Here is a 19,953-nt window from a genome sequence, read left to right as displayed (position 1 = left end):
TGCCAATGAAAAAAACGTAACGTTTTTCGCATTCGCCATCAGATCATTCACGGATGGCCGCTGTCAACGTACAAAGTTTTGTAAAAGGACGTAAAAGACGGGATTTCGTGCAAGCAACATTGCGCCATTAAGGCGCCAAAAAACGCTCTAATTTGGTGCGGGAGCTGATCCGCTGCTGGGAAACATTGGCGTACCGGCATAAATTTAGCGAATATCTTGGTGCGGCGTGGCCGGCGTGCCACACCTTGGTGCGTGACCAACACTCGTACATTCAGGTTTAGGCAGACTTACAACGTTACATTTACACCACAAAAAAAGGGCGGCGCCGCGGCGCCGCCCTTCAGGGTCGCTTCACACCGCCGTCAGGCGATCAGAAGAACTTGTAGCTTGCGCCGATTTTCATGTAGCGGCCAATGGCGCCGGAAGCGTCCATCGGGTTGTAGCTCATCCCGCCGTAGGTCTGTGGATCCAGCGGCGCGATCTTGTCGAGCACGTTGTTCATCGACGCGTACAGGGTCAGCTGCTTGTTGACCGCGTAGCGGGTCGACAGGTCCAGGGTCGTGAACGAGGCGATTTCGCACTTGGCGTTCGGCGCGTTGGCGCCGCCGACGAAGGTGTTGGCGCACAGCGACGCGGCATCGGCCGTGTTACGCATCTTGTCGCGGTAGTTGACGTTGCCCGTCACGTTCAGGTTGCCCAGGTCCCACGAGGCCATCAGGCTGACCTTGTTCTTCGGGGTGCCGGCGCAGTTCGACGTGTCGCAGTTGCCGTGGGTGCCGGCGTACTGGTACGTTTTGGTGGCCGACTCGGCCCGCAGCCACGAGGCGACGTGGGTCCAGGTCAGGCCGACGACCGCGCGGCCGTAGGCGCCCAGGCGCAGGCGCTGCTTGATGTCGAAGTCCACACCGCTGACCTTGGTGTAGCTCGAGTTGCGGTACGGCGCCTGGGTCAGCACCAGCGTGCCGGTGTTGGGCTGGGCGACGCCGCCGACGACCAGGTTGTTGTCGTTACGAACCGCGGTCGGCAACGCCGCCGCCTGGTCGTACGGCAGCGAGTTGATCTCGTTGCTGCGCTTGATGGTCCAGCCGTCGAGCGACAGGCTGGTGCCGTCGAGCGGATCCCAGACCAGGCCCAGCGTCTTGCCCTTCGATTCCTCCGGCTGCAGCTTCGGATCGCCGACCTTGACGGCGGCCACGGTGATGGCGCAGTCGGTCGAAGTGGCGCCGCCGGCGGCCGGCACGCCGCCCGGGCAACGGATCGGATCGCGCACCGGCGCCGAGCCGGTCGATTGCGAGGTGGCGTTGCCCTCGGCCGGGCCGGGGGCGCGGAAGCCCTCGGTGTAGGTGCCGCGCAGCGCGAAGCTCTTGACCGGGGTCCACTTGATGCCGGCTTTCGGCGTCGACGAGCTGAAGTTGTCGTATTTGTCGTAGCGAATCGCCGCCGACAGCTCGACGGTCTTGATCACCGGCGCCAGGATCTCGGCGTACACCGCCTTGACCTTGGTGTCGCCGAAGGCGGCCACATAGCTTGAGTTGATGGTGCCGTTCTCCGAGCCCGACAGGGACGGGTTCGACAATTGTTCTTTGCGGTATTCGCCGCCGACTGCCAGACCCAGGTTGCCGCCCGGCAGGGCGAACAGTTCACGCGAGGCCTTGAAGTCGATGATGTCGAGCTTGGTGGTCGATTTCGACGTGGCGTTCACGCGCAGCGCCGCGTACAGCGAGGCCGGATTGCGGTAGGCCTGGTCGCCGATGTAGTACGGGAAGTACTGCGAGGCCGGGTTGCCCAGCGCCGCGCGCAGCACCGTCATGTTGAGCATGTTGGTGTATTCCAGGTCCAAGGTGGACTCGGAATGGGTGTAGCCGGTGTCGTAGTCCCAGCCCATGGCCGAGCCCTTGATGCCGATCACGGCGCGAGTGAATTCGTTGTCGGCGCTGCGGGTGCTTGGGCCGACGTCGAACGCCGAGTAGCGCAGGCGGGTGGCCACGCCGTACGGGTTTTGCGGGTGCGTCGCGCCCAGCAGCGCGATGTTGCCATAGTTGACGAAGCCCAGCGGATTGGTGGCATTCGGCGGGAAGGCGATCGTCGGCGTGATGGTCGGCGGAATCATCATGAACGAGGTGTTGCGCTTGGAGTAGCCCGCTTCGGCGTAGGCTTGGGTGTCATCATTGATCTGCCAGGTGCCGCGCGTGTACAGGTTGACCGATTCGATTTCCGGCTGCATGTCGCGGAACTGGTCGTGGTGCCACAGGCAACCGCCGTTCGCGCCGGTCTGGTCCTTGGTGGCCGACAGGGTCGAGCAGCCGGGCAGGGACACGTAGTCGTTGGTGGCCGGATTGCGAATCGAACCGGCCGGGCTCGGGCTGGCGTTGTTGTTGCCGGCGATGTAGCCGTTGGCGAACTGGGTACCGACCGGGTAGCCATACGGACGCAGGTCGGCCTTGCCGATGTGCGCGCGGTCCTTGCGGTCGCTGTTTTTGATGCTGTCGGACTGGAAGTACTCGGCGTTGAAGACGAAGTTGTACTTGTCCTCGTCGAGGTTGCCCTTGCCGTAGGTCAGCGAGGCTTTGTTCTGCTTGCCGTCGTCGTAGCGCGACCAGCCGGTGTCGCCCTTGATCTGCAGGCCTTCGAAGTCCTTGCGCAGGATGATGTTGACCACGCCGGCGATGGCGTCGGCGCCGTAGGTCGACGAGGCGCCGTCCTTGAGGATCTCGATGCGTTCGACGATCTGCATCGGAATGGTCGACAAGTCGGTGAAGCTTTTCTGGCCGTCGTCGGCGCGCGCGAACGGCGCCATGCGGCGGCCGTTGAGCAGCACCAGGGTCGAGGTGGCACCCAGGCCGCGCAGCGAGATCGCCGTCGAGCCGGCCGCGAAACCGTTGCCGAAGCCGGTCGGCAGGGAGCCGGCGCCGTCGGCGGTCAAGGTTTGCAGGTATTCGGAGACGGTGCCCTTGCCCGATTTCAGCAAGTCCTCGCTGGTGATCACTTGCACCGGCGACGCCGTTTCGGCGGTTGCGCGCTTGATGCTCGAACCGGTGATCTCAACGCGCTGGATCGGCGCGTCGGTCGTTTGCGCCATGGCCGGCACGGACATCAAACCGGCGGCGGCGATACCACCCGAAAAAATCAGGCGTACTGAACGGGACAAAACTGTTTCCATCATCATGCTGACACTCTCCAACTGAACTGGGACTACCCTGAAATGAGCCGCCGGCCATGAGGCTGATAGCGACATGGCGGCGCTCTCGTGCGAGAAATTTTCTTTCCTCTGTTTTTTTATAAGAGCATCGGTATTGCCGGGGTGTCAACGTGGCCCAATCGTATCGAATTTGTTTCTTCAGGCAGCCCGGGGGCTGCCGCGCGGCGGTCCAAAAGTAAGAGCCGGTACCGAAATGGCGCTAACTGGCAGCTAAGTTCTATCAACATGCACGAAATATTTGGTGTTTTGCCAACCATAAAAACTTTAACAAAATTTCGGAAAGGACCGTTTTCGCCGGAAATTAAACTGTAACAATGCTGTCATGTGTTACTTTTAGACGACAGAATGCGGATTTCCAAATGAATGTTTGTTCGGTTGAAGCTGCTTATAATTCGGCTGCTTGCGGGTATTTCGACTTCCGGCGCTTGCGCGCGGCGCCGGCGTAGTCAACGGCTGCGGGATCGGGTATAACTGCCCGGGTGGAAAAATCGGTGGCATAACGTCGGCAATGGAGGAGAGGCGCTGGATGGGGGCTTTTGTGGTGCGCCGCGTGTGGCAGATGCTGCCGACGATGCTGGGCGTGGTGTTGCTGGTGTTTATGCTGTTTAACTGGGTCGGCGGCGATCCGGCGTATTTATTGGCCGGCAAGATGGCCAATGCCGAGGCCATTGCCAACATCCGCCACCAGCTCGGCGTCGACCAGTCCTATCCGGCGCAGCTGTGGATTTTCATCCGCCAGATCGTCACCTTCGACTTCGGCCTCAGTTGGGCGACCGGCGAGCCGGTGTCGCGCATCATCGCCACGCGGCTGGGGCCGTCGCTGACGGTGCTCATTCCCCTGACCTTGCTGGAAACCCTGATCGGTGTCGCGCTGGCGCTGGCGGTCGCCTTTGTGCGCGGCTCGCGGACCGACCGCGCGGTGATGATCGCCTGCACGGTCGGCATGTCGATCAGCATCCTGGTGTACATCATCGTGCTGCAGTACGGGCTGGCCTACAAACTCGGGCTGTTCCCGGTGCAGGGCTGGGGCCAGGGCTTGCGCGAGAACCTGCTGCGCTACGCGGCGCTGCCGATCCTGATCGGGCTGGCGGTGTCGATCGCGCCAACGTTGCGGCTTTATCGCAGCTTCGTGCTCGACGAGGTCGGCCAGGATTATGTGCGCACCGCGCGCGCCAAGGGACTTGGCGAGCGGCGCGTGATGTGGGTGCATGTGCTGCGCAACGCCGCGATTCCGATCGTCACGCATGTGATGGCCAGCCTGCCGGCGTTGCTGATCGGCGCCTTCCTGCTGGAGCGTTTCTTCGGCATTCCCGGCATCGGGCGCGAGGTGATCCTGGCGGTCGAGCGCAGCGATTTTCCGGTCATTAAAGCCATCACCGTGTACGTGGCGGTGGCGACGATGGTCTTCAATCTGTTGACGGATCTGATGTACCAGGCGCTCGATCCCCGGGTGAAGCTCGCATGACGGCCGCGATGCTGGCGGGACCGCCTGCGGGCCTGTGGACGCTGGCGTGGCGGCGGCTGCGCGCGGACCGAGTGGCGATGTTGTCGCTGGCGGTGGTGGCGGGTTTCCTGCTGATGCTGGTGTTGTCGGCCGGCGGGCTGGTGGCGGCCGACTGGGAGGACGAGGTCGGGGTCAATTACGCGCCGCCGGGGTTCGTCGGCGCCAGGGCCGGCGGAGCGCCGTCCCCGGTCCCGGCGGAGCGGGCCGCGTTGCCGGACAATCCGTTCGATCCGCTGGCCGACGACATCCGCGCGTTGAAGGCGCAACTTGCCGCGCGTGGCGTTGCCGCGCCCGAGCCTGGGCGCCGCGCGACCCTGCCTTTCGGTGGCGACAAATGGGGGCACGACATCATCAAGAAGACCATCAAGGGCGGCGAAACCTCGATCGTGGTCGGGTTGGCGGCGGCCGCGCTGGCGGTCGGCATCGGCACCCTGTTCGGTGCGCTGTCGGGTTACTGGGGCGGCGTGGTGGATGATGTCTTCAACTGGTTCTACAGCATCTTCACCGCCATTCCGTCGGTGCTGATGATACTGGCGGTGGCCGCCGTGCTGCAGCAGCGCGGCGTGGTCACCATCGTGCTGATCCTCGGGCTGACCGGCTGGACCGGTCCGTACCGGTTGATCCGCGCCGAGTACATCAAGCACAAGGGCCGCGAATACGTGCTCGCCGCCCACGCCATCGGCGCCTCGCACTGGCGCAAGATGTTTTCGCATATCTTTCCTAATGTGAGCCATGTGGCGCTGGTGCAGTTGTCGATCCTGGTGGTGGGCTTTATCAAGGCCGAGGTCATCCTCAGCTTCCTGGGCTTCGGCGTGCCGGTCGGCGTGGTGTCCTGGGGCAGCATGCTGAACGAGGCGCAGAACGAATTGATCCTCGGCCGCTGGTGGCAGTTGACGGCCGCCGCCCTCGCCATGGCGGTGCTGGTGACGGCGTTCTCGCTGCTGACCGACGCGCTGCGCGACGCCCTCGATCCCAAGGTGAAATGATGGCCGACGACATCTTGTTGGAAGTCAGCCAGTTGCGGATCGCCTTCCGGGTCGACCGCGACACGGTCGTCGAAGCGGTCAAGGGCGTGTCGTTCGCCGTGCCGCGCAACGGCACGGTGGCGCTGGTGGGCGAGTCTGGCAGCGGCAAGTCGGTCAGTTCGCTGGCCGTGATGGGGCTGCTGGCGCCGGACACAACGGTGATCGGGCCGTCGAGCAGCATCCGTTTCGACGGCCGCGAGTTGCTGTCGCTGCCGGCGGCGCAGCGGCGCGCGCTGTGCGGCAGGGAGATCGCGATGATCTTCCAGGAACCGATGTCGTCGCTCAATCCGGTGTTCACGGTGGGGGCGCAGATCGGCGAAGTGCTGCGCCTGCATCTGTGCATGGGCCGGGCGCAGGCGCGCCGCCGCACGCTCGAGTTGCTCGACGAGGTGGGCATCCCCGATCCGGCGGTGAAAATCGACGCCTATCCGAGCCAGTTGTCCGGCGGCCAGCAGCAGCGTGTGATGATCGCCATGGCGATCGCCTGCGAACCGAAGCTGCTGATCGCCGACGAACCGACTACGGCGCTCGACGTGACGATCCAGAAACAGATCATGGCGCTGATCACCAGCTTGCAGAAGCGCCGCGCGATGGCGGTGTTGCTGATCACGCACGACCTGGCGCTGGTGGCGGAGATCGCCGACCACGTGGTGGTGATGCGCCACGGCGAGGTGCGCGAGGCCGGCGCGGCGCGGCAGGTGCTGACGGAACCGGCCGACGCGTATACGAAGGCGCTGTTGCATTGCAGGCCGAGGCTGGACCAGCGGCCCTGGCGCTTGCCGGTGATCGCCGATTATATGAAGGAGGCGGATGAGCGCGGCGTGACGTTGTTGCATCCGCCGGAGCGCGAACGCGGCTACCGGCCCGACGACCAGCCGGTGCTCGTGGTCAACAACCTGAGCAAAAGCTTTTATCTGCGCGAGGGCTGGTTCAGCAAGCGCGAGTTCAAGGCGGTCGACAATGTGTCGTTCACCCTGGCGCGCGGCAGGACCCTGGGCGTGGTCGGGGAATCCGGTTCCGGCAAGACCACGGTCGGCCTGACCTTGCTGCGGCTGCACCAGGCGACCGGCGGCAGCGCCATGTTCGAGGGGCGCGACTTGCTGTCCATGACGGCGCGCGAGTTCCAGGCCTACAAGCGGCGCATCCAGATCATTTTCCAGAATCCGTACGCGTCGCTGAACCCGCGCTTCACCGTCGGCCAAATCTTGCTGGAGCCGATGCGCATCCACCGCATCGGCGCCGACGACCGCGAGCGGACCGCCGCCGCCTATGCGTTGCTGGAAAAGGTGGGGCTGCCGGCGTCCGCGTTCCAGCGCTATCCGCACGAGTTTTCCGGCGGGCAGCGGCAACGCATCGCCATCGCGCGTTGCCTGACGATGAAGCCGGAGATCCTGGTGTGCGACGAGTCGGTCTCCGCGCTGGATGTGTCGGTGCAGGCGCAAGTGCTCAACCTGTTGCAGGATCTGCAAGACGAGTTCGGGCTGTCGTACATCTTTATCTCGCATGACCTGTCGGTGGTGAAATACATCGCCGACCAGGTGATGGTGATGCGGCAGGGCGCGGTGGTGGAGATGGCCGGTTCCGACGAGCTGTATCGCGATCCCCAGCACCCTTACACGCGGACTCTGCTGGCGTCCATCGCGGGGCGCGCGCGGGACGGTTAAGCGATTTTTAAGTTAAGATATAAGAATGCCGAACTTAATCCACCTGCTGCAAGAATATGGCGTACTGATCGTGTTCGCGATCGTATTGATCGAGCAGATCGGCATGCCGATTCCTGCCTATCCCATCCTGATCGTCGCCGGCGCCTTGTCCGTCGATGGCGACTTCAGCTGGCCCGCCGTGCTGGCGGCGGCCATCTGCGCCTGTTTGATCAGCGACGGTTTCTGGTTCCGCATGGGGCGCTATTATGGCAAGCGCATCCTCAAGCTGTTGTGCAGGATTTCGCTCTCCCCCGATTATTGCGTCAGTCAGACCGAGGACAGCTTTACCAAGTGGGGGCCGAAGATGCTGATCGTGGCCAAGTTCATTCCCGGATTTAACACCATCGCCTCGCCGCTGGCGGGGGCCATGGGCACGCGGTATCAGGTGTTTCTCGGCTACAGCGTGCTCGGCGGGGCATTGTGGAGCGGCACCGGCATCGCCATCGGCGCCTTCTTCCACTCGAGTATCGATTCCGTGCTGACCACCTTGAGCGACCTGGGTTCGACGGCGCTGATGGTGCTGGTGGCGCTGCTGGCGCTGTTTGTCGCGTATAAGTATGTGGAGCGCAAGCGTTTCCGCCAGTCGGTGCAGATCGACCGGGTGACGGTGGACGACTTCAAGCAGTTGATGGAAGAGGGGCACGAGCCGGTGCTGGTCGATGCGCGCAGCGTGACGGCGCAGATGCTGGAGCCGGCGATTCCGGGCGCGTTGCTGTTCAAGGGCGGCGAACCGAGCACGGAAATCATCGCGCTGGATAAGCGGCGGCATATTGTTGTGTATTGCAGCTGCCCCAACGACGTGACGGCGGCGCAGGTGGCCAAGGAGTTGAAGGCGCACGGGTTCACGATGGCGCGGCCGTTGCATGGCGGCCTGGATGCGTGGAATGCGCGATTCGGGACGCGCGAGCCGGCGGCCAACGAGGTGATCGATACCGCGCCGGCGGCGTGAGCGGCTGGCGAACCTTCCTGGCGGCGCAAAGCGCCGGGTAGTCATACTACTCAAAATAAATTCTCAAAAGTAATTTGCTGTGGCAAACGGTACTTAACTGTACTAAAACTACAAACTCCGCTTGCCTGAAATAGTGAAAATACCTTAAGCTTAGGCCTCAACTATTTTCCGCCGACCATGACAGCCCAGTCCCTTCAATCGCCATCCTCCCCGACCACCGACTACATCGGCGGCCCGCGTCTGCTAGCGGATATCGGCGGCACCAATGCGCGCTTCGCGCTGGAGACCGCCCCGGGCAAGATTGAGGCGATCGAAGTGCTGCCTTGCGCGGCCTACCCGACCATCGCCGACGCGCTGGTGGCCTACCTCGGCTCGCCGGCCGTGGCCGGCAAGGGCGTTACCGGTATCCGCAATGGCGCCATCGCCATCGCCAACCCGGTGACCAGCGACATGGTGCGCATGACCAACCACCACTGGCAGTTCTCGATCGAGGCGCTGCGCCGCGAAGTGAACTTCGACATCCTGGTGGTCGTCAACGATTTCACCGCGCTGGCCAGCTCGCTGCCGCAACTGTCGGCGACGCAGAAGCACCAGGTCGGCGGCGGCGTGGCCGTTCCCGGCACGCCGCTGGGCCTGATCGGCGCCGGCACCGGGCTTGGCGTCTCGGGCCTGATCCCGGGCAAGGATGGCTGGACCGCGCTGCTGAGCGAGGGCGGCCACGTCAGCTTCTCGCCGGTCAATGCCAAGGAAGTGGCGATCCTGCAATTCGCCTGGAAAGAATTCGAACACGTGTCCGCAGAGCGCCTGATGTCCGGCGCGGGCATCGAACTGATCTACCGCGCGCTGGCCGACCAGCAAGGCGTCACCGCCGAGCCGCTGAGCGCAGCCGACATCTCCACCCGCGCGCTGGCCGGCGCATGCCCGCTGTGCGACGACGTCATCGAGACCTTCTGCCGCATGCTTGGCACCATCGCCAGTAATATCGCCATCACCCTGGGCGCGCAGGGCGGTATTTATATAGGCGGCGGGATCGTGCCGCGCCTGGGCGAGCGTTTCGATAAATCCGGCTTCCGCGCCCGCTTCGAGCAGAAGGGCCGCTTCAACAAATACCTGTGCCAGGTGCCGACCTGGGTCATCACCGCCGAGTACCCGGCCTTTGTTGGCGTATCCGCAATCTTGTCGGAACGCCTTGCTGCTGCATAAGGCAAGTTACACTTCGATGTGGCCGAAATGCGCGTTTTGCGCTTTTATCGGGTACAATTCGGCTTGTAGGATGAAACGTCATTGATTGGTCTCGCATGTTTTCGCCCGAAAATCGCGTTTCGCAGTCGCGTTTCACGTAGAAAAGCGGCGGCCTCGGTCGTCGTCGGCATGCCTCTCTCTCCCGCCCGGCGCGTATCGCCCGGGCTCGGAAAACAGCTTCAGCGAGTACTCCGGCAGGCGGCATTTTGAATGCGGCCACTGCCTCACTGAATGTGATTGATTTCTTTCTTTGCATGACAATGCAACCACAAGATTGCTATGGATACAGCTGAGGCTAAAAGAGTCCTCGAAACCGCCTTGCTATGCGCCCATGAGCCGTTGTCGATCCACAGTCTGAAGAAGCTGTATGTCGATGTCGATGACCAGGGCAGGCCGCGCGGTCCCGGAGTAGGTTCCGATACGATCAAGGAATTGCTGGAAGAACTACGGCTCGATTGGGCCGGCAAGGGTATCGAAGTGGTCAGCCTGTCGACCGGCTGGCGCTTCCAGAGCCGCCCCGAGATGAAGCTGTACCTGGACCGGATGAATCCGGAAAAACCGCCCAAGTATTCGCGGGCGACGCTGGAAACCCTGGCGATCATCGCGTACCGGCAGCCGGTCACGCGGGGCGATATCGAAGAAATACGCGGCGTCGCCGTCAATTCACAGACGATCAAAATGCTGGAAGACCGTGGCTGGGTAGACGCCATCGGTTACCGCGACGTCGTGGGCCGCCCGGCGTTGCTGGGCACGACCAAGCAGTTTTTGGATGATTTGGGATTGAATTCGCTGTCCCAGCTGCCGCCGTTGCAGCAATTGAGCGATGTGCAGGGCGGCGGTCCGGATATGGAAGCGCTGGAGGCGGCCCTGCAAGAGAACTTTGATAAAGCCGCGCACAGCGAAAGCGTCGCGCAACAACGAGATGGTACGGATAGCGAGTTGCAAGTGGCCGACGAAGCAGTAGACGCCGCGACTAGCCCGGAAGCCGGCCAGCAAGCAATCAATCACGACCATGCGCCAGATTTAACGGTTGACGCTGAGCACAACCAAGAAACGAATAATGAACAAATCTAATACCCCCGAGACAGTCAACGACGCCACCGCAGAAGTGGTCGCCAAGCCAAAACGCCGCACCAAAGCACAGATCGAAGCCGATGCGGCTGCCTCCGGTGCCGCCGAAGCGGCGCCTGCCGTCAAGGCCAAGCGCAAGCCGAAGGCTGACGCCGCCGTTGAAGGCGCCGCGCCTGCCGCTGACGCTCCAGTTGCCCCAGCTCCAATTGCCGCCGCCGACGCACCCGCGCCGGTGAAGAAGCCGCGCGCCAAACCGGTCGCCAAGGCTGCCGTCGAGGCTGTCCAGGCTGTTGAATCGGCGCCGCAAGCCGCGCCGGTTGTCGAAGCGGCCAAAGCGCCGGCCAAGGCGCCGCGCGCCAAGAAGCCAGCCGCCGCCGTGACGGCGTCGGCCGAATCGTCCGCGCCAGCCGTGGCAGTGGAAGCGCCAGCCGCTCCTGCCGCAGCCGCTTCGGGTGCTGAAGGCCAGGACGGCCAGCCAGCCGCCCAGCGCGAGCGCAGCGACCGTGGTCCACGCGGCCCACGCGGTCCGCGCCAGATGCGCGAGCAACGCGCGCTGCGCGAAGCGACGATGCCACGTCCGGAGCCGGTGGTCGCGGCCGAAGGCGAAGCGGCGCCAACTGAAGAGGGCGCCGAGCCGAACGGCAAGCCGCGCAATGAGCGTGGTCCGCGTCCCGACGGTCAGCAGCGCAATGGCAAGGGCGGTCGCGGCAAGGGTCCGAAGCCGCAGCGCGTGCATGGCGCCTTCGGTAATGTCGGCAAGGGCAACGATGCCGACGCCGCGTTCTCGTACGTCACCTCCGACGCCTTCGACAGCGAAGAAACCGGCAAGGGCCGCAACGCGCCGAAAGCCGTGCGCCGCGACCTGACGTCGGAAGACGACGCGCCGAAGCTGCACAAGGTGCTGGCCGAAGCCGGTCTCGGCTCGCGCCGCGACATGGAAGAGCTGATTGTTGCCGGCCGCGTGTCGGTCAACGGCGAGCCGGCCCACATCGGCCAGCGCATCCTGCCGGCCGACGCCGTGCGCATCAACGGCAAACTGTTGCAGCGCCGCGTCAGCAAGAAGCCGCCGCGCGTGCTGGTGTACCACAAGCCGGCCGGCGAGATCGTCAGCCATGACGACCCGGACGGCCGTCCGTCGGTGTTCGACCGCCTGCCGACGATGAAGGCAGGCAAATGGCTGGCCATCGGCCGCCTCGACTTCAACACCGAAGGCTTGCTGCTGTTCACGACTTCCGGTGACCTGGCGAACCGCCTGATGCACCCGCGCTACAGCATCGACCGCGAATACGCGGTGCGTACGCTGGGCGTGCTGGAAGAGGGCATGCGCCAGAAACTGCTGGCCGGCGTCGAGCTGGAAGACGGCCTGGCGCAGTTCTCCAAGATCGCCGACGGCGGCGGCGAGGGCATCAACAAGTGGTACCGCGTGATCATCGGCGAAGGCCGCAACCGCGAAGTGCGCCGCATGTTCGAGGCGATCGGCCTGACCGTGTCGCGCCTGATCCGTACCCGCTACGGCGCGATGACCCTGCCAAGCAGCTTGAAGCGTGGTCGTTGGGAAGAGATGGAAGAAAACACCGTGCGCGACCTGCTGGCCGCGTACGGCGTCGACAAAAAAGGTAGCGATACGCCGGCGGCTGCCGCGCCGCGCGGCAAAGGCCCGCAGCAAGCCAAGCCGACCGCACAGAATAAAGGTCCGGAAAAGCGTCCGCAACGCGGCCGCGCCGATTTCGACGACCGCGACGATGACGACGACGAGGATGATGGCGACGAGCCAAACTTCAACCGCGCCGATGTCAGCAACGACAACGCGATGCCTTTCGCCAAGCAGCAACGCGGTCCGCGTTTCGGTAACCAGGGTCGTCCGGGCAATGGCGCCGGTGGCGCTGGCGGTCCAAACGGTGGCGGCAACGGCCGTGGCGCGCAGGGCTCGGGTCGTCCGGGTGGCAATGGCCAAGGCGGCCAAGGTGGCGGCCAGGGCCGTCCAGGCGGCGCCCAGGGTTCGGGCCGTCCGGGTGGTCGTCCGCAAGGTATCGGCGGTTACGCCGGTGGCCGTCCGCTGGGCGAAGGTCCGGCACGCAGCGCCGGTGGTGGCCAGGGCCGTCCGCAGGGTCAGGGCCGTCCGCAAGGCCAGGGTGGTCAAGGCGGCCAGGGCGGCGGTATGGGCGGTGGCCAGTCGGCCAAAGGTCCAAGCCGTGGTCCGCGCCAGCCCGATCCGCTGCAGACGACTTTTGGCTTCGGCAACGCCGGCGCGCCGCGTCGCAACCAGCCGCCACGCGGCGGTGCGATCGATCACGGCATGCCACGTCGCCGCAAGGGTTAATCGTCAGCAATACCCCGCAAGGCGATGACGCTGCGGGGTCGGACCCCTTGGGGTCCGACCCCTCTTACGTTGGGGGTTTAAGCGCTTGTTTTCTGGTCCATCGACCTTATTTGTGTTATGCGCTGATTGCAGCGAAGACCAGATAAGGTTATAATAACCAGCCTAGTAAAAGTTCTTCGCGGGTAGCTCCCACAGGAATCCTTTCATCTGGCTAGGTATTACAAGAAGATGGGCAGATGCCCATTTTTTTTTTGTTAAAGCGTTTTGTACGGCCTGTTTTTGAATAATTGCAAACAGGCCTTGATTTGGAGAATTTCTTGCAGCTGCCGGAACTAATTGAAAAGACCGTCATGGGTCTGGGCTACGAGCTGGTTGATGTCGAACGGGCCGAGCGCGGAGTCTTGCGCGTGTTTATCGATTTCAGCGCAGCCGACGCGGAAGAAAAAGGCCCGATCACCGTGGAAGATTGCGCCACGGTCAGCCACCAGCTGTCGCACGTGCTGACAGTCGAGAACGTCAACTACGAACGCCTCGAAATTTCGTCGCCGGGTCTGGATCGTCCGGTGCGCAAGCTGGAAGACTTCGTGCGTTTTGCCGGTTACGAGGTAATCGTCAAACTGCGCACCGCAATGCCGGGTACGAACAACCGGAAATCGTTCCAGGGCGTTCTGCAAGAACCCCAGGGCGATAATTTGTCGTTGGAATTTGATAGCAATGATGGTCCGGCGCTGTTGGAGTTTACGCTCGCCGACGTGGATAAGGCACGCTTGGTGCCGCAGGTGGATTTTAAGGGACGCAAAGCATGAGTCGCGAAGTTTTGTTATTGGTAGACGCGCTGGCGCGTGAGAAAAACGTCGATAAAGATGTCGTTTTCGGCGCGCTGGAATTCGCGTTGGCGCAAGCCACGAAGAAACGCTATGAAGGTGAAGTCGATATCCGCGTTTCGATCGACCGCGAGTCGGGTGAGTTCGAATCCTTCCGCCGCTGGCACGTCGTCCCCGATGAAGCGGGCCTGCAACTGCCGGACCAGGAAATCCTGCACTTCGAAGCCAAGGAACAAATCCCTGATATCGAAGTGGACGACCACATCGAAGAACCGATCGAGTCCGTCGAATTCGGCCGCCGCTTCGCGCAAGACACCAAACAGGTGGTCCTGCAGCGTGTGCGCGACGCCGAGCGCGAACAGATCCTGGTCGACTTCCTCGAGCGCGGCGACTCGCTCGTGACCGGCACCATCAAGCGCATGGAACGCGGCGACGCGATCGTCGAGTCGGGCAAGATCGAAGCCCGCCTGCCGCGCGACCAGATGATTCCGAAGGAAAACCTGCGTATCGGCGACCGCGTCCGCGCCTTCATCCTGCGTATCGACCGCAATATGCGCGGCCCGCAAGTGATCCTGTCGCGCACCGCGCCGGACTTCATCATGAAGCTGTTCGAGCTGGAAGTGCCGGAAATCGAACAAGGCATGCTGGAAATTAAATCGGCCGCCCGCGATGCAGGTGTCCGCGCCAAGATCGCCGTCTACACGGCCGACAAGCGCATCGACCCGATCGGTACTTGCGTCGGTATGCGCGGTTCGCGCGTGCAGGCCGTCACCGGCGAGCTCGGTGGCGAACGCGTCGACATCGTGTTGTGGTCGGAAGATCCGGCCCAGTTCGTCATCGGCGCATTGGCCCCGGCCAACGTGTCGTCGATCATGGTCGATGAAGAGAAGCACGCGATGGACGTCGTTGTCGACGAAGAAAACCTGGCGATCGCGATCGGCCGTTCCGGCCAGAACGTGCGCCTCGCTTCCGACCTGACCGGCTGGAAGATCAACATCATGACGGCCGAGGAATCGGCCGACAAGGCAGCCCAGGAAACCGCGGCGGTGCGCGCACTGTTCATGGAAAAACTGGACGTCGATCAGGAAGTCGCCGACATCCTGGTGGAAGAGGGCTTTGCCAGCCTGGAAGAAATCGCTTACGTGCCGATCTCCGAAATGCTGGAAATCGAATCGTTTGACGAAGATACCGTCAACGAACTGCGCACCCGCGCCCGTGACGCCCTGGTCACCGAAGCGATCGCTTCGGAAGAAGGCCTGGAAGGCATGGACGAGGCGCTGGTCGGTCTGGAAGGCATGGACCGCATCACCGCCGGCAAGCTGGGCCTGGCTGGTATCAAGACTGTCGATGCATTTGCTGCACTGGCCTACGACGAATTTGGCGCCATTCTGGCCCTGTCCGCCGACCGTGCACGCGCACTGATTACAAGTGAATTTGAAGATGTGACCGACGATGAGATGAAGTTGGTTGACTCGAAGTACGACGATCGTGCCAAAGGCCTCCAGGCCAAGGCATGGAGTCTTGCCGAATCTGCAAAGGCATAATTTGAGTATCTTTATCATCTCCGCGACACATAGAAAAGAGGACTGAATGGCGAGTAACAACGTAGCCCAATTTGCCACCGAACTGAAGATGCCTGCAGATTTGCTGCTGACGCAGCTGCGTTCTGCCGGCGTCGAAAAAAGTTCGACGTCAGATCCATTGTCGAAAGATGATAAGGATAAGCTGCTTGATCACTTGCGTCGTACCCACGGCGCATCGGCTGATACCGAAAAGAAGAAGATCACGCTGACGCGCAAAGAAACCACTGAAATCAAGCAGGCCGACGCCAATGGCAAGGCCCGCACGATTCAGGTCGCTGTGAAGAAGGTACGCACCTTCGTCCAGCGCGACGAGCCGGTCGCCGCTCCCGCCCCCGCCCCTGTGGCGCCGGTGGTGGATGCTGCCGAGGTGGCCCGTCGTGAAGAAGACGCCCGTAAGCAGGCCGAACTGATCGCGCGCCAGGAAGCCGAGCTGCGCGAGAAGCAAGACCGCCTCGCCAAGCTGGACGCCGAGAAGGAAGCCCAGGCGAAAGCCACGGCCGCCGCCGAAGCCGAAGCGAAGAAGGAAGCCGACGCCGAAGCGAAGAAAGCCGCCGCCAAGGCAGCGGCCGCCGCGACCAACGCCGGCGCCGCCGCACCAGCGCCGGCAGTCGATGCAGCCGCCGAAGAGAAGAAAAAAGCCGCAGCGGAAGAGGCCAAGAAGAAGGCCGCCGCCGCCGCCAAGGAAGCTGCTGAAAAAGCCGAAGCCACCGACCGCGCCCGCAAGGCCGTGGCGGATGAGGTCGCCCAGATCAAGGCCATGATGAACGCGCCACGCCGCGCCATCAAAGCCCCTGAGCCGGCACCGGTTCCCGTCAAGGCCAAGGTTGCCGAAGGCACCCTGCACAAGCCTGCGACTGGCGCCGTCGCCAAGCCTGGCGACAAGCCGGGCGACAAGAAGCCGGTCACCGCCGACAAGAAGTCGATCAAATCGGCCAATGTCTCGTCGACCTGGTCGGACGACGCCAAGAAACGTGGCGCGCCGGGCAACACCGCCAACAAGGGCCGTGGCAACACCGGCACCGGCGGCCGTGACGGCTGGCGTAGTGGTGGCAAGAGTGGCGGCCGTCGTGGCTCGCACTCGGACGACCGCGAAACCAACTTCCAGGCCCCGACCGAGGCGGTCATCAAGGACGTGTACGTCCCTGAAACCATCACCGTGGCCGAACTGGCGCACAAGATGTCCGTCAAGGCATCCGAGGTCATCAAGCAGCTGATGAAGCTGGGCCAGATGTGCACCATCAACCAGGTGCTGGATCAGGAAACCGCGATGATTCTGGTCGAGGAGATGGGCCACAAAGCCTTCGCCGCCGAGCAGGACGATCCGGAAGCGCTGCTGGCGGACCAGGGTGAGCACGCTCACTTCGAGTCCGTCTCGCGCGCACCGGTGGTGACCGTCATGGGTCACGTCGACCACGGTAAAACCTCGCTGCTGGATTACATCCGCCGCGCCAAAGTGGCGTCGGGCGAAGCCGGCGGCATTACCCAGCACATCGGTGCATACCACGTGGACACCCCGCGCGGCATGATCACCTTCCTGGATACCCCGGGTCACGAAGCCTTTACGGCAATGCGTGCCCGTGGCGCGAAAGCGACCGACATCGTGATTCTGGTGGTGGCGGCGGACGACGGCGTGATGCCGCAAACGAAGGAAGCGATCGCCCACGCGAAAGCGGCCGGCGTGCCTCTGGTGGTGGCGATCAACAAGATCGACAAACCGGGCGGCAACGTCGACCGTGTGACGCAGGAACTGGTCGCCGAACAAGTTGTGCCGGAAGAATACGGTGGCGAATCGCCATTCGTGCCGGTCTCGGCAAAAACCGGCGCCGGTATCGACGCCCTGCTGGAACAGGTTCTGTTACAGGCCGAGGTGCTGGAACTGAAAGCCCCGGTCGACGCGCCAGCGCGCGGCCTGGTGGTCGAAGGCCGTCTGGACAAGGGCAAGGGCCCGGTCGCGACGATCCTGGTGCAGTCCGGTACCCTGAAGCGCGGCGACGTGATTCTGGCGGGCTCCTCGTATGGCCGCGTTCGCGCGATGCTGGACGAGAACGGCAAGCCGATCAACGAAGCAGGTCCATCGATCCCGGTCGAAATCCAGGGTCTGACGGAAGTGCCGCAAGCCGGTGAAGAAGTCATGGTCATGGCTGACGAGCGTAAAGCCCGTGAGATCGGTCTGTTCCGTCAAGGTAAGTTCCGCGACGTGAAACTGGCCAAGCAGCAAGCCGCGAAGCTGGAAAACATGTTCGACCAGATGGCCGAAGGCGAAGTCAAAAACCTGCCGATGATCATCAAGACCGACGTGCAGGGTTCGCAGGAAGCACTGGTCAGCTCGTTGCAGAAGTTGTCGACCTCGGAAGTGCGCGTACAAGTGGTGCACGCCGCGGTCGGTGGCATCACGGAGTCGGACGTCAACCTGGCGGTGGCCTCGAAAGCGGTCATCATCGGCTTCAACGCCCGTGCCGATGCACAGGCGCGCAAGCTGGCCGAGTCGAACGGCGTGGACATTCGCTACTACAACATCATTTACGATGCGATCGACGAGATCAAAGCGGCGTTGTCGGGCATGCTGGCGCCAGAGAAGCGCGAAACCGTTATCGGCCAGGTCGAGATTCGCCAGGTCATCCTGGTCTCGAAAGTCGGCGCGGTTGCCGGTTGCCTGGTCACCGATGGCGTGGTCAAGCGCGCTTCCTCGGTCCGCCTGCTGCGCAACAACATCGTGGTGTGGACCGGCGAGATCGACTCGCTCAAACGCTTCAAGGACGACGCCAAAGAAGTGCGCGCCGGTCTGGAGTGCGGCCTGTCGCTGAAGAACTACAACGACATCCAGGTTGGCGACACCCTGGAAGTGTTCGAAGTTCAGGAAATCGCCCGTACGCTGTAATCGTTACGGACAGTAGTAATAGACAGTAGTACTAGGTAAAGTGGACGGAAGCAACAGCTCCCGTCCACTTGCCGTTTATGGAAAGCAGTACCGAATCATGGCAAAACACAGTAAAACCATCCCGCAGCGCGGTCAGCGCGTCGCGGACCAGATCCAGCGCGATCTGTCCGAAATCATCGCCTACGAGTTGAAAGACCCACGGGTCGGCATGATCACCATCACCGAAGTGCAGGTCACGCCGGACTATGCGCACGCGAAGATCTTCTTCACGATGCTCAAGGACAGCCCGGAGCAGGTCAAGCAGACCGTCGAAGGCCTGTCGGCCGCCGCCGGCTACATGCGCGGCCAACTGGGCAAGCGTCTGCACATCCATACGCTGCCGGCGTTGCACTTCGTGCACGACACGTCGACCTCGCGCGGCATGGAATTGTCGCTGCTGATCGACCAGGCCAACGCCACGCGTTCGCTGGACGACGACCAGGCCAATCCGGCCGACGAGAAAAAAGACGGCGCCGAATAAGCCTTTTCGGCCCCATCCATGAAGCAAAATCATCCTAAAAAAGTCCGCGACCTGGTCGACGGCGTGCTGCTGCTCGACAAGCCGGTTGGCTTCTCGAGCAACGATGCACTGATCAAAGCCAAGCGCGTGCTCAACGCCAAGAAGGCCGGCCACACCGGCACGCTGGACCCGTTCGCCACCGGCCTGTTGCCGCTGTGTTTTGGCGAAGCGACCAAGTTCTCGCAAGACTTGCTGGAAGCGGACAAGACCTACGACACCACGGTGCACCTAGGCCAGACCACCGACACCGGCGACACCGAAGGCGAAGTGATCGACACGCGCGACGTCAACGTCACGTTGGAGCAGATCCACGCGGTGCTGGAAAAATTCCGCGGCCCGATCGCGCAAGTGCCGCCGATGTATTCGGCGTTGAAGCGCGACGGCAAGCCGCTGTACGAATACGCGCGCGCCGGCATCACCTTGGAGCGCGAGGCGCGCAATGTCATCATCCACAAGCTGGAGCTGGTGTCGTATGAAGCGCCGCTGCTGAAGTTGACGGTCACGTGCAGCAAGGGCACGTATATCCGCGTGCTGGGCCAGGACATCGGCGAAGCGCTCGGCTGCGGCGCGCATCTGAACGCGCTGCGCCGCACGCAGGTGGGCCCGTTGACGATGGAGAAAATGATCACGCTGGAAGCGCTGACCGCGCACGGCGAGCCTTTGAGCCTGCTGGCCCCGGTCGACGCCTTGCTGGCCAGTTTCCCGGCCGTGCAACTGAACGCCGAGCTGGCCAAGCGCTTCCTCAATGGCCAGCGCCTGGCGTTGGGCAAGGAGCCGATAAGTGTGCCAGCGGAGCAGGGCAGGGTGCGCGTCTACCTCGACGACAAGCTGCTCGGCACGGCAATGCTAGGCGAATACAGCATCCTCGCCCCCGAGCGCCTGATCGCTTTCACCGCGCCATAGGCAACCCTGTAGCAACTCTTAAACCCTCGGGGTCAAGTCTGTCATTCGGACACGGGCTTGACCGTAGAGGGGCTTTACTGCCGGGCTTGTGTCCGAATGACAGACTTGACCCCGGCGGGTTTGGAAAGCAACTCTTTGAAAATACTCGATTTTTTTAAGGAGTTGCAACGCACCATGCTATACTACGCGGTTC

The 19,953-nt window shown here is 62.9% G+C and carries 13 protein-coding genes; 12 read left to right on the top strand and 1 reads right to left on the bottom strand.

What is annotated here, in order from left to right; all coding sequences use genetic code 11:
- Nucleotides 1–370: 370 nt before the first annotated feature.
- On the bottom strand, nt 371–3,148 hold the full coding sequence (locus tag NHH73_25270) for a TonB-dependent receptor (protein USX25847.1): 2,778 nt from the start codon (nt 3,146–3,148) through the stop codon (nt 371–373).
- 577 nt (nt 3,149–3,725) lie between these two features.
- Here NHH73_25270 and NHH73_25265 point away from each other — a divergent pair.
- The 12 genes from NHH73_25265 to truB all read left to right on the top strand — a co-directional run bounded on the left by NHH73_25265 (nt 3,726) and on the right by truB (nt 19,760).
- Nucleotides 3,726–4,664, top strand: a complete 939-nt coding sequence (locus NHH73_25265) for an ABC transporter permease (GenBank protein USX25846.1) — start codon at nt 3,726–3,728, stop codon at nt 4,662–4,664.
- Complete coding sequence (locus tag NHH73_25260) at nt 4,661–5,689, top strand: ABC transporter permease (protein USX25845.1); 1,029 nt, start codon at nt 4,661–4,663, stop codon at nt 5,687–5,689. Before NHH73_25265 ends, NHH73_25260 begins: the two co-directional genes overlap by 4 nt.
- Nucleotides 5,689–7,392 (top strand): ABC transporter ATP-binding protein, encoded by a 1,704-nt coding sequence (locus tag NHH73_25255; protein ID USX25844.1) that lies wholly within the window; start codon nt 5,689–5,691, stop codon nt 7,390–7,392. Before NHH73_25260 ends, NHH73_25255 begins: the two co-directional genes overlap by 1 nt.
- A gap of 25 nt (nt 7,393–7,417) precedes the next feature.
- Complete coding sequence (locus NHH73_25250) at nt 7,418–8,380, top strand: VTT domain-containing protein (GenBank protein ID USX25843.1); 963 nt, start codon at nt 7,418–7,420, stop codon at nt 8,378–8,380.
- A gap of 177 nt (nt 8,381–8,557) precedes the next feature.
- Nucleotides 8,558–9,583: a glucokinase gene (locus NHH73_25245; protein ID USX25842.1), complete on the top strand. Its 1,026-nt coding sequence runs from the start codon at nt 8,558–8,560 to the stop codon at nt 9,581–9,583.
- A 318-nt stretch (nt 9,584–9,901) separates the two neighbouring features.
- Nucleotides 9,902–10,696 carry an SMC-Scp complex subunit ScpB gene (gene scpB, locus NHH73_25240; protein USX25841.1) on the top strand — a complete coding sequence of 265 codons (795 nt, stop codon included), beginning with the start codon at nt 9,902–9,904 and terminating at the stop codon, nt 10,694–10,696.
- The gene (locus NHH73_25235; GenBank protein ID USX25840.1) at nt 10,683–13,013 is read left to right on the top strand and encodes an rRNA pseudouridine synthase; all 2,331 of its coding nucleotides are present in this window, start codon (nt 10,683–10,685) and stop codon (nt 13,011–13,013) included. Before scpB ends, NHH73_25235 begins: the two co-directional genes overlap by 14 nt.
- Nucleotides 13,014–13,330: 317 nt before the next feature.
- A complete protein-coding gene (gene rimP / locus NHH73_25230) occupies nt 13,331–13,819 on the top strand; it encodes a ribosome maturation factor RimP (GenBank protein USX25839.1) in 489 nt (162 codons plus the stop codon).
- A complete protein-coding gene (gene nusA, locus NHH73_25225) occupies nt 13,816–15,381 on the top strand; it encodes a transcription termination factor NusA (protein ID USX25838.1) in 1,566 nt (521 codons plus the stop codon). The genes rimP and nusA overlap by 4 nt, the downstream gene beginning before the upstream one ends.
- A gap of 46 nt (nt 15,382–15,427) precedes the next feature.
- Entirely contained in the window at nt 15,428–18,298 is a 2,871-nt protein-coding gene (gene infB, locus NHH73_25220) for a translation initiation factor IF-2 (protein ID USX25837.1), read from the top strand.
- Nucleotides 18,299–18,395: 97 nt separating this feature from the next.
- Nucleotides 18,396–18,818, top strand: coding sequence for a 30S ribosome-binding factor RbfA (gene rbfA / locus NHH73_25215; protein ID USX25836.1), 423 nt, complete (start codon nt 18,396–18,398; stop codon nt 18,816–18,818).
- 18 nt (nt 18,819–18,836) lie between these two features.
- Nucleotides 18,837–19,760: a tRNA pseudouridine(55) synthase TruB gene (gene truB / locus NHH73_25210; GenBank protein USX25835.1), complete on the top strand. Its 924-nt coding sequence runs from the start codon at nt 18,837–18,839 to the stop codon at nt 19,758–19,760.
- Nucleotides 19,761–19,953 lie beyond the last annotated feature (193 nt).

This window comes from Oxalobacteraceae bacterium OTU3CINTB1, from assembly GCA_024123955.1.
Classification (GTDB): Bacteria; Pseudomonadota; Gammaproteobacteria; order Burkholderiales; family Burkholderiaceae_D; genus Rugamonas.
This window is presented reverse-complemented; position numbering and strand designations above follow the sequence as displayed.

Excerpts from the sequence above, each read along its gene's own strand:
- NHH73_25265 (USX25846.1), top strand. The coding sequence starts at position 3,726 with ATGGGGGCTTTTGTGGTGCGCCGCGTGTGGCAGATGCTGCCGACGATG.
- NHH73_25260 (USX25845.1), top strand. The coding sequence starts at position 4,661 with ATGACGGCCGCGATGCTGGCGGGACCGCCTGCGGGCCTGTGGACGCTG.
- NHH73_25255 (USX25844.1), top strand. The coding sequence starts at position 5,689 with ATGGCCGACGACATCTTGTTGGAAGTCAGCCAGTTGCGGATCGCCTTC.
- NHH73_25250 (USX25843.1), top strand. The coding sequence starts at position 7,418 with ATGCCGAACTTAATCCACCTGCTGCAAGAATATGGCGTACTGATCGTG.
- NHH73_25245 (USX25842.1), top strand. The coding sequence starts at position 8,558 with ATGACAGCCCAGTCCCTTCAATCGCCATCCTCCCCGACCACCGACTAC.
- scpB (USX25841.1), top strand. The coding sequence starts at position 9,902 with ATGGATACAGCTGAGGCTAAAAGAGTCCTCGAAACCGCCTTGCTATGC.
- NHH73_25235 (USX25840.1), top strand. The coding sequence starts at position 10,683 with ATGAACAAATCTAATACCCCCGAGACAGTCAACGACGCCACCGCAGAA.
- nusA (USX25838.1), top strand. The coding sequence starts at position 13,816 with ATGAGTCGCGAAGTTTTGTTATTGGTAGACGCGCTGGCGCGTGAGAAA.
- infB (USX25837.1), top strand. The coding sequence starts at position 15,428 with ATGGCGAGTAACAACGTAGCCCAATTTGCCACCGAACTGAAGATGCCT.
- rbfA (USX25836.1), top strand. The coding sequence starts at position 18,396 with ATGGCAAAACACAGTAAAACCATCCCGCAGCGCGGTCAGCGCGTCGCG.
- truB (USX25835.1), top strand. The coding sequence starts at position 18,837 with ATGAAGCAAAATCATCCTAAAAAAGTCCGCGACCTGGTCGACGGCGTG.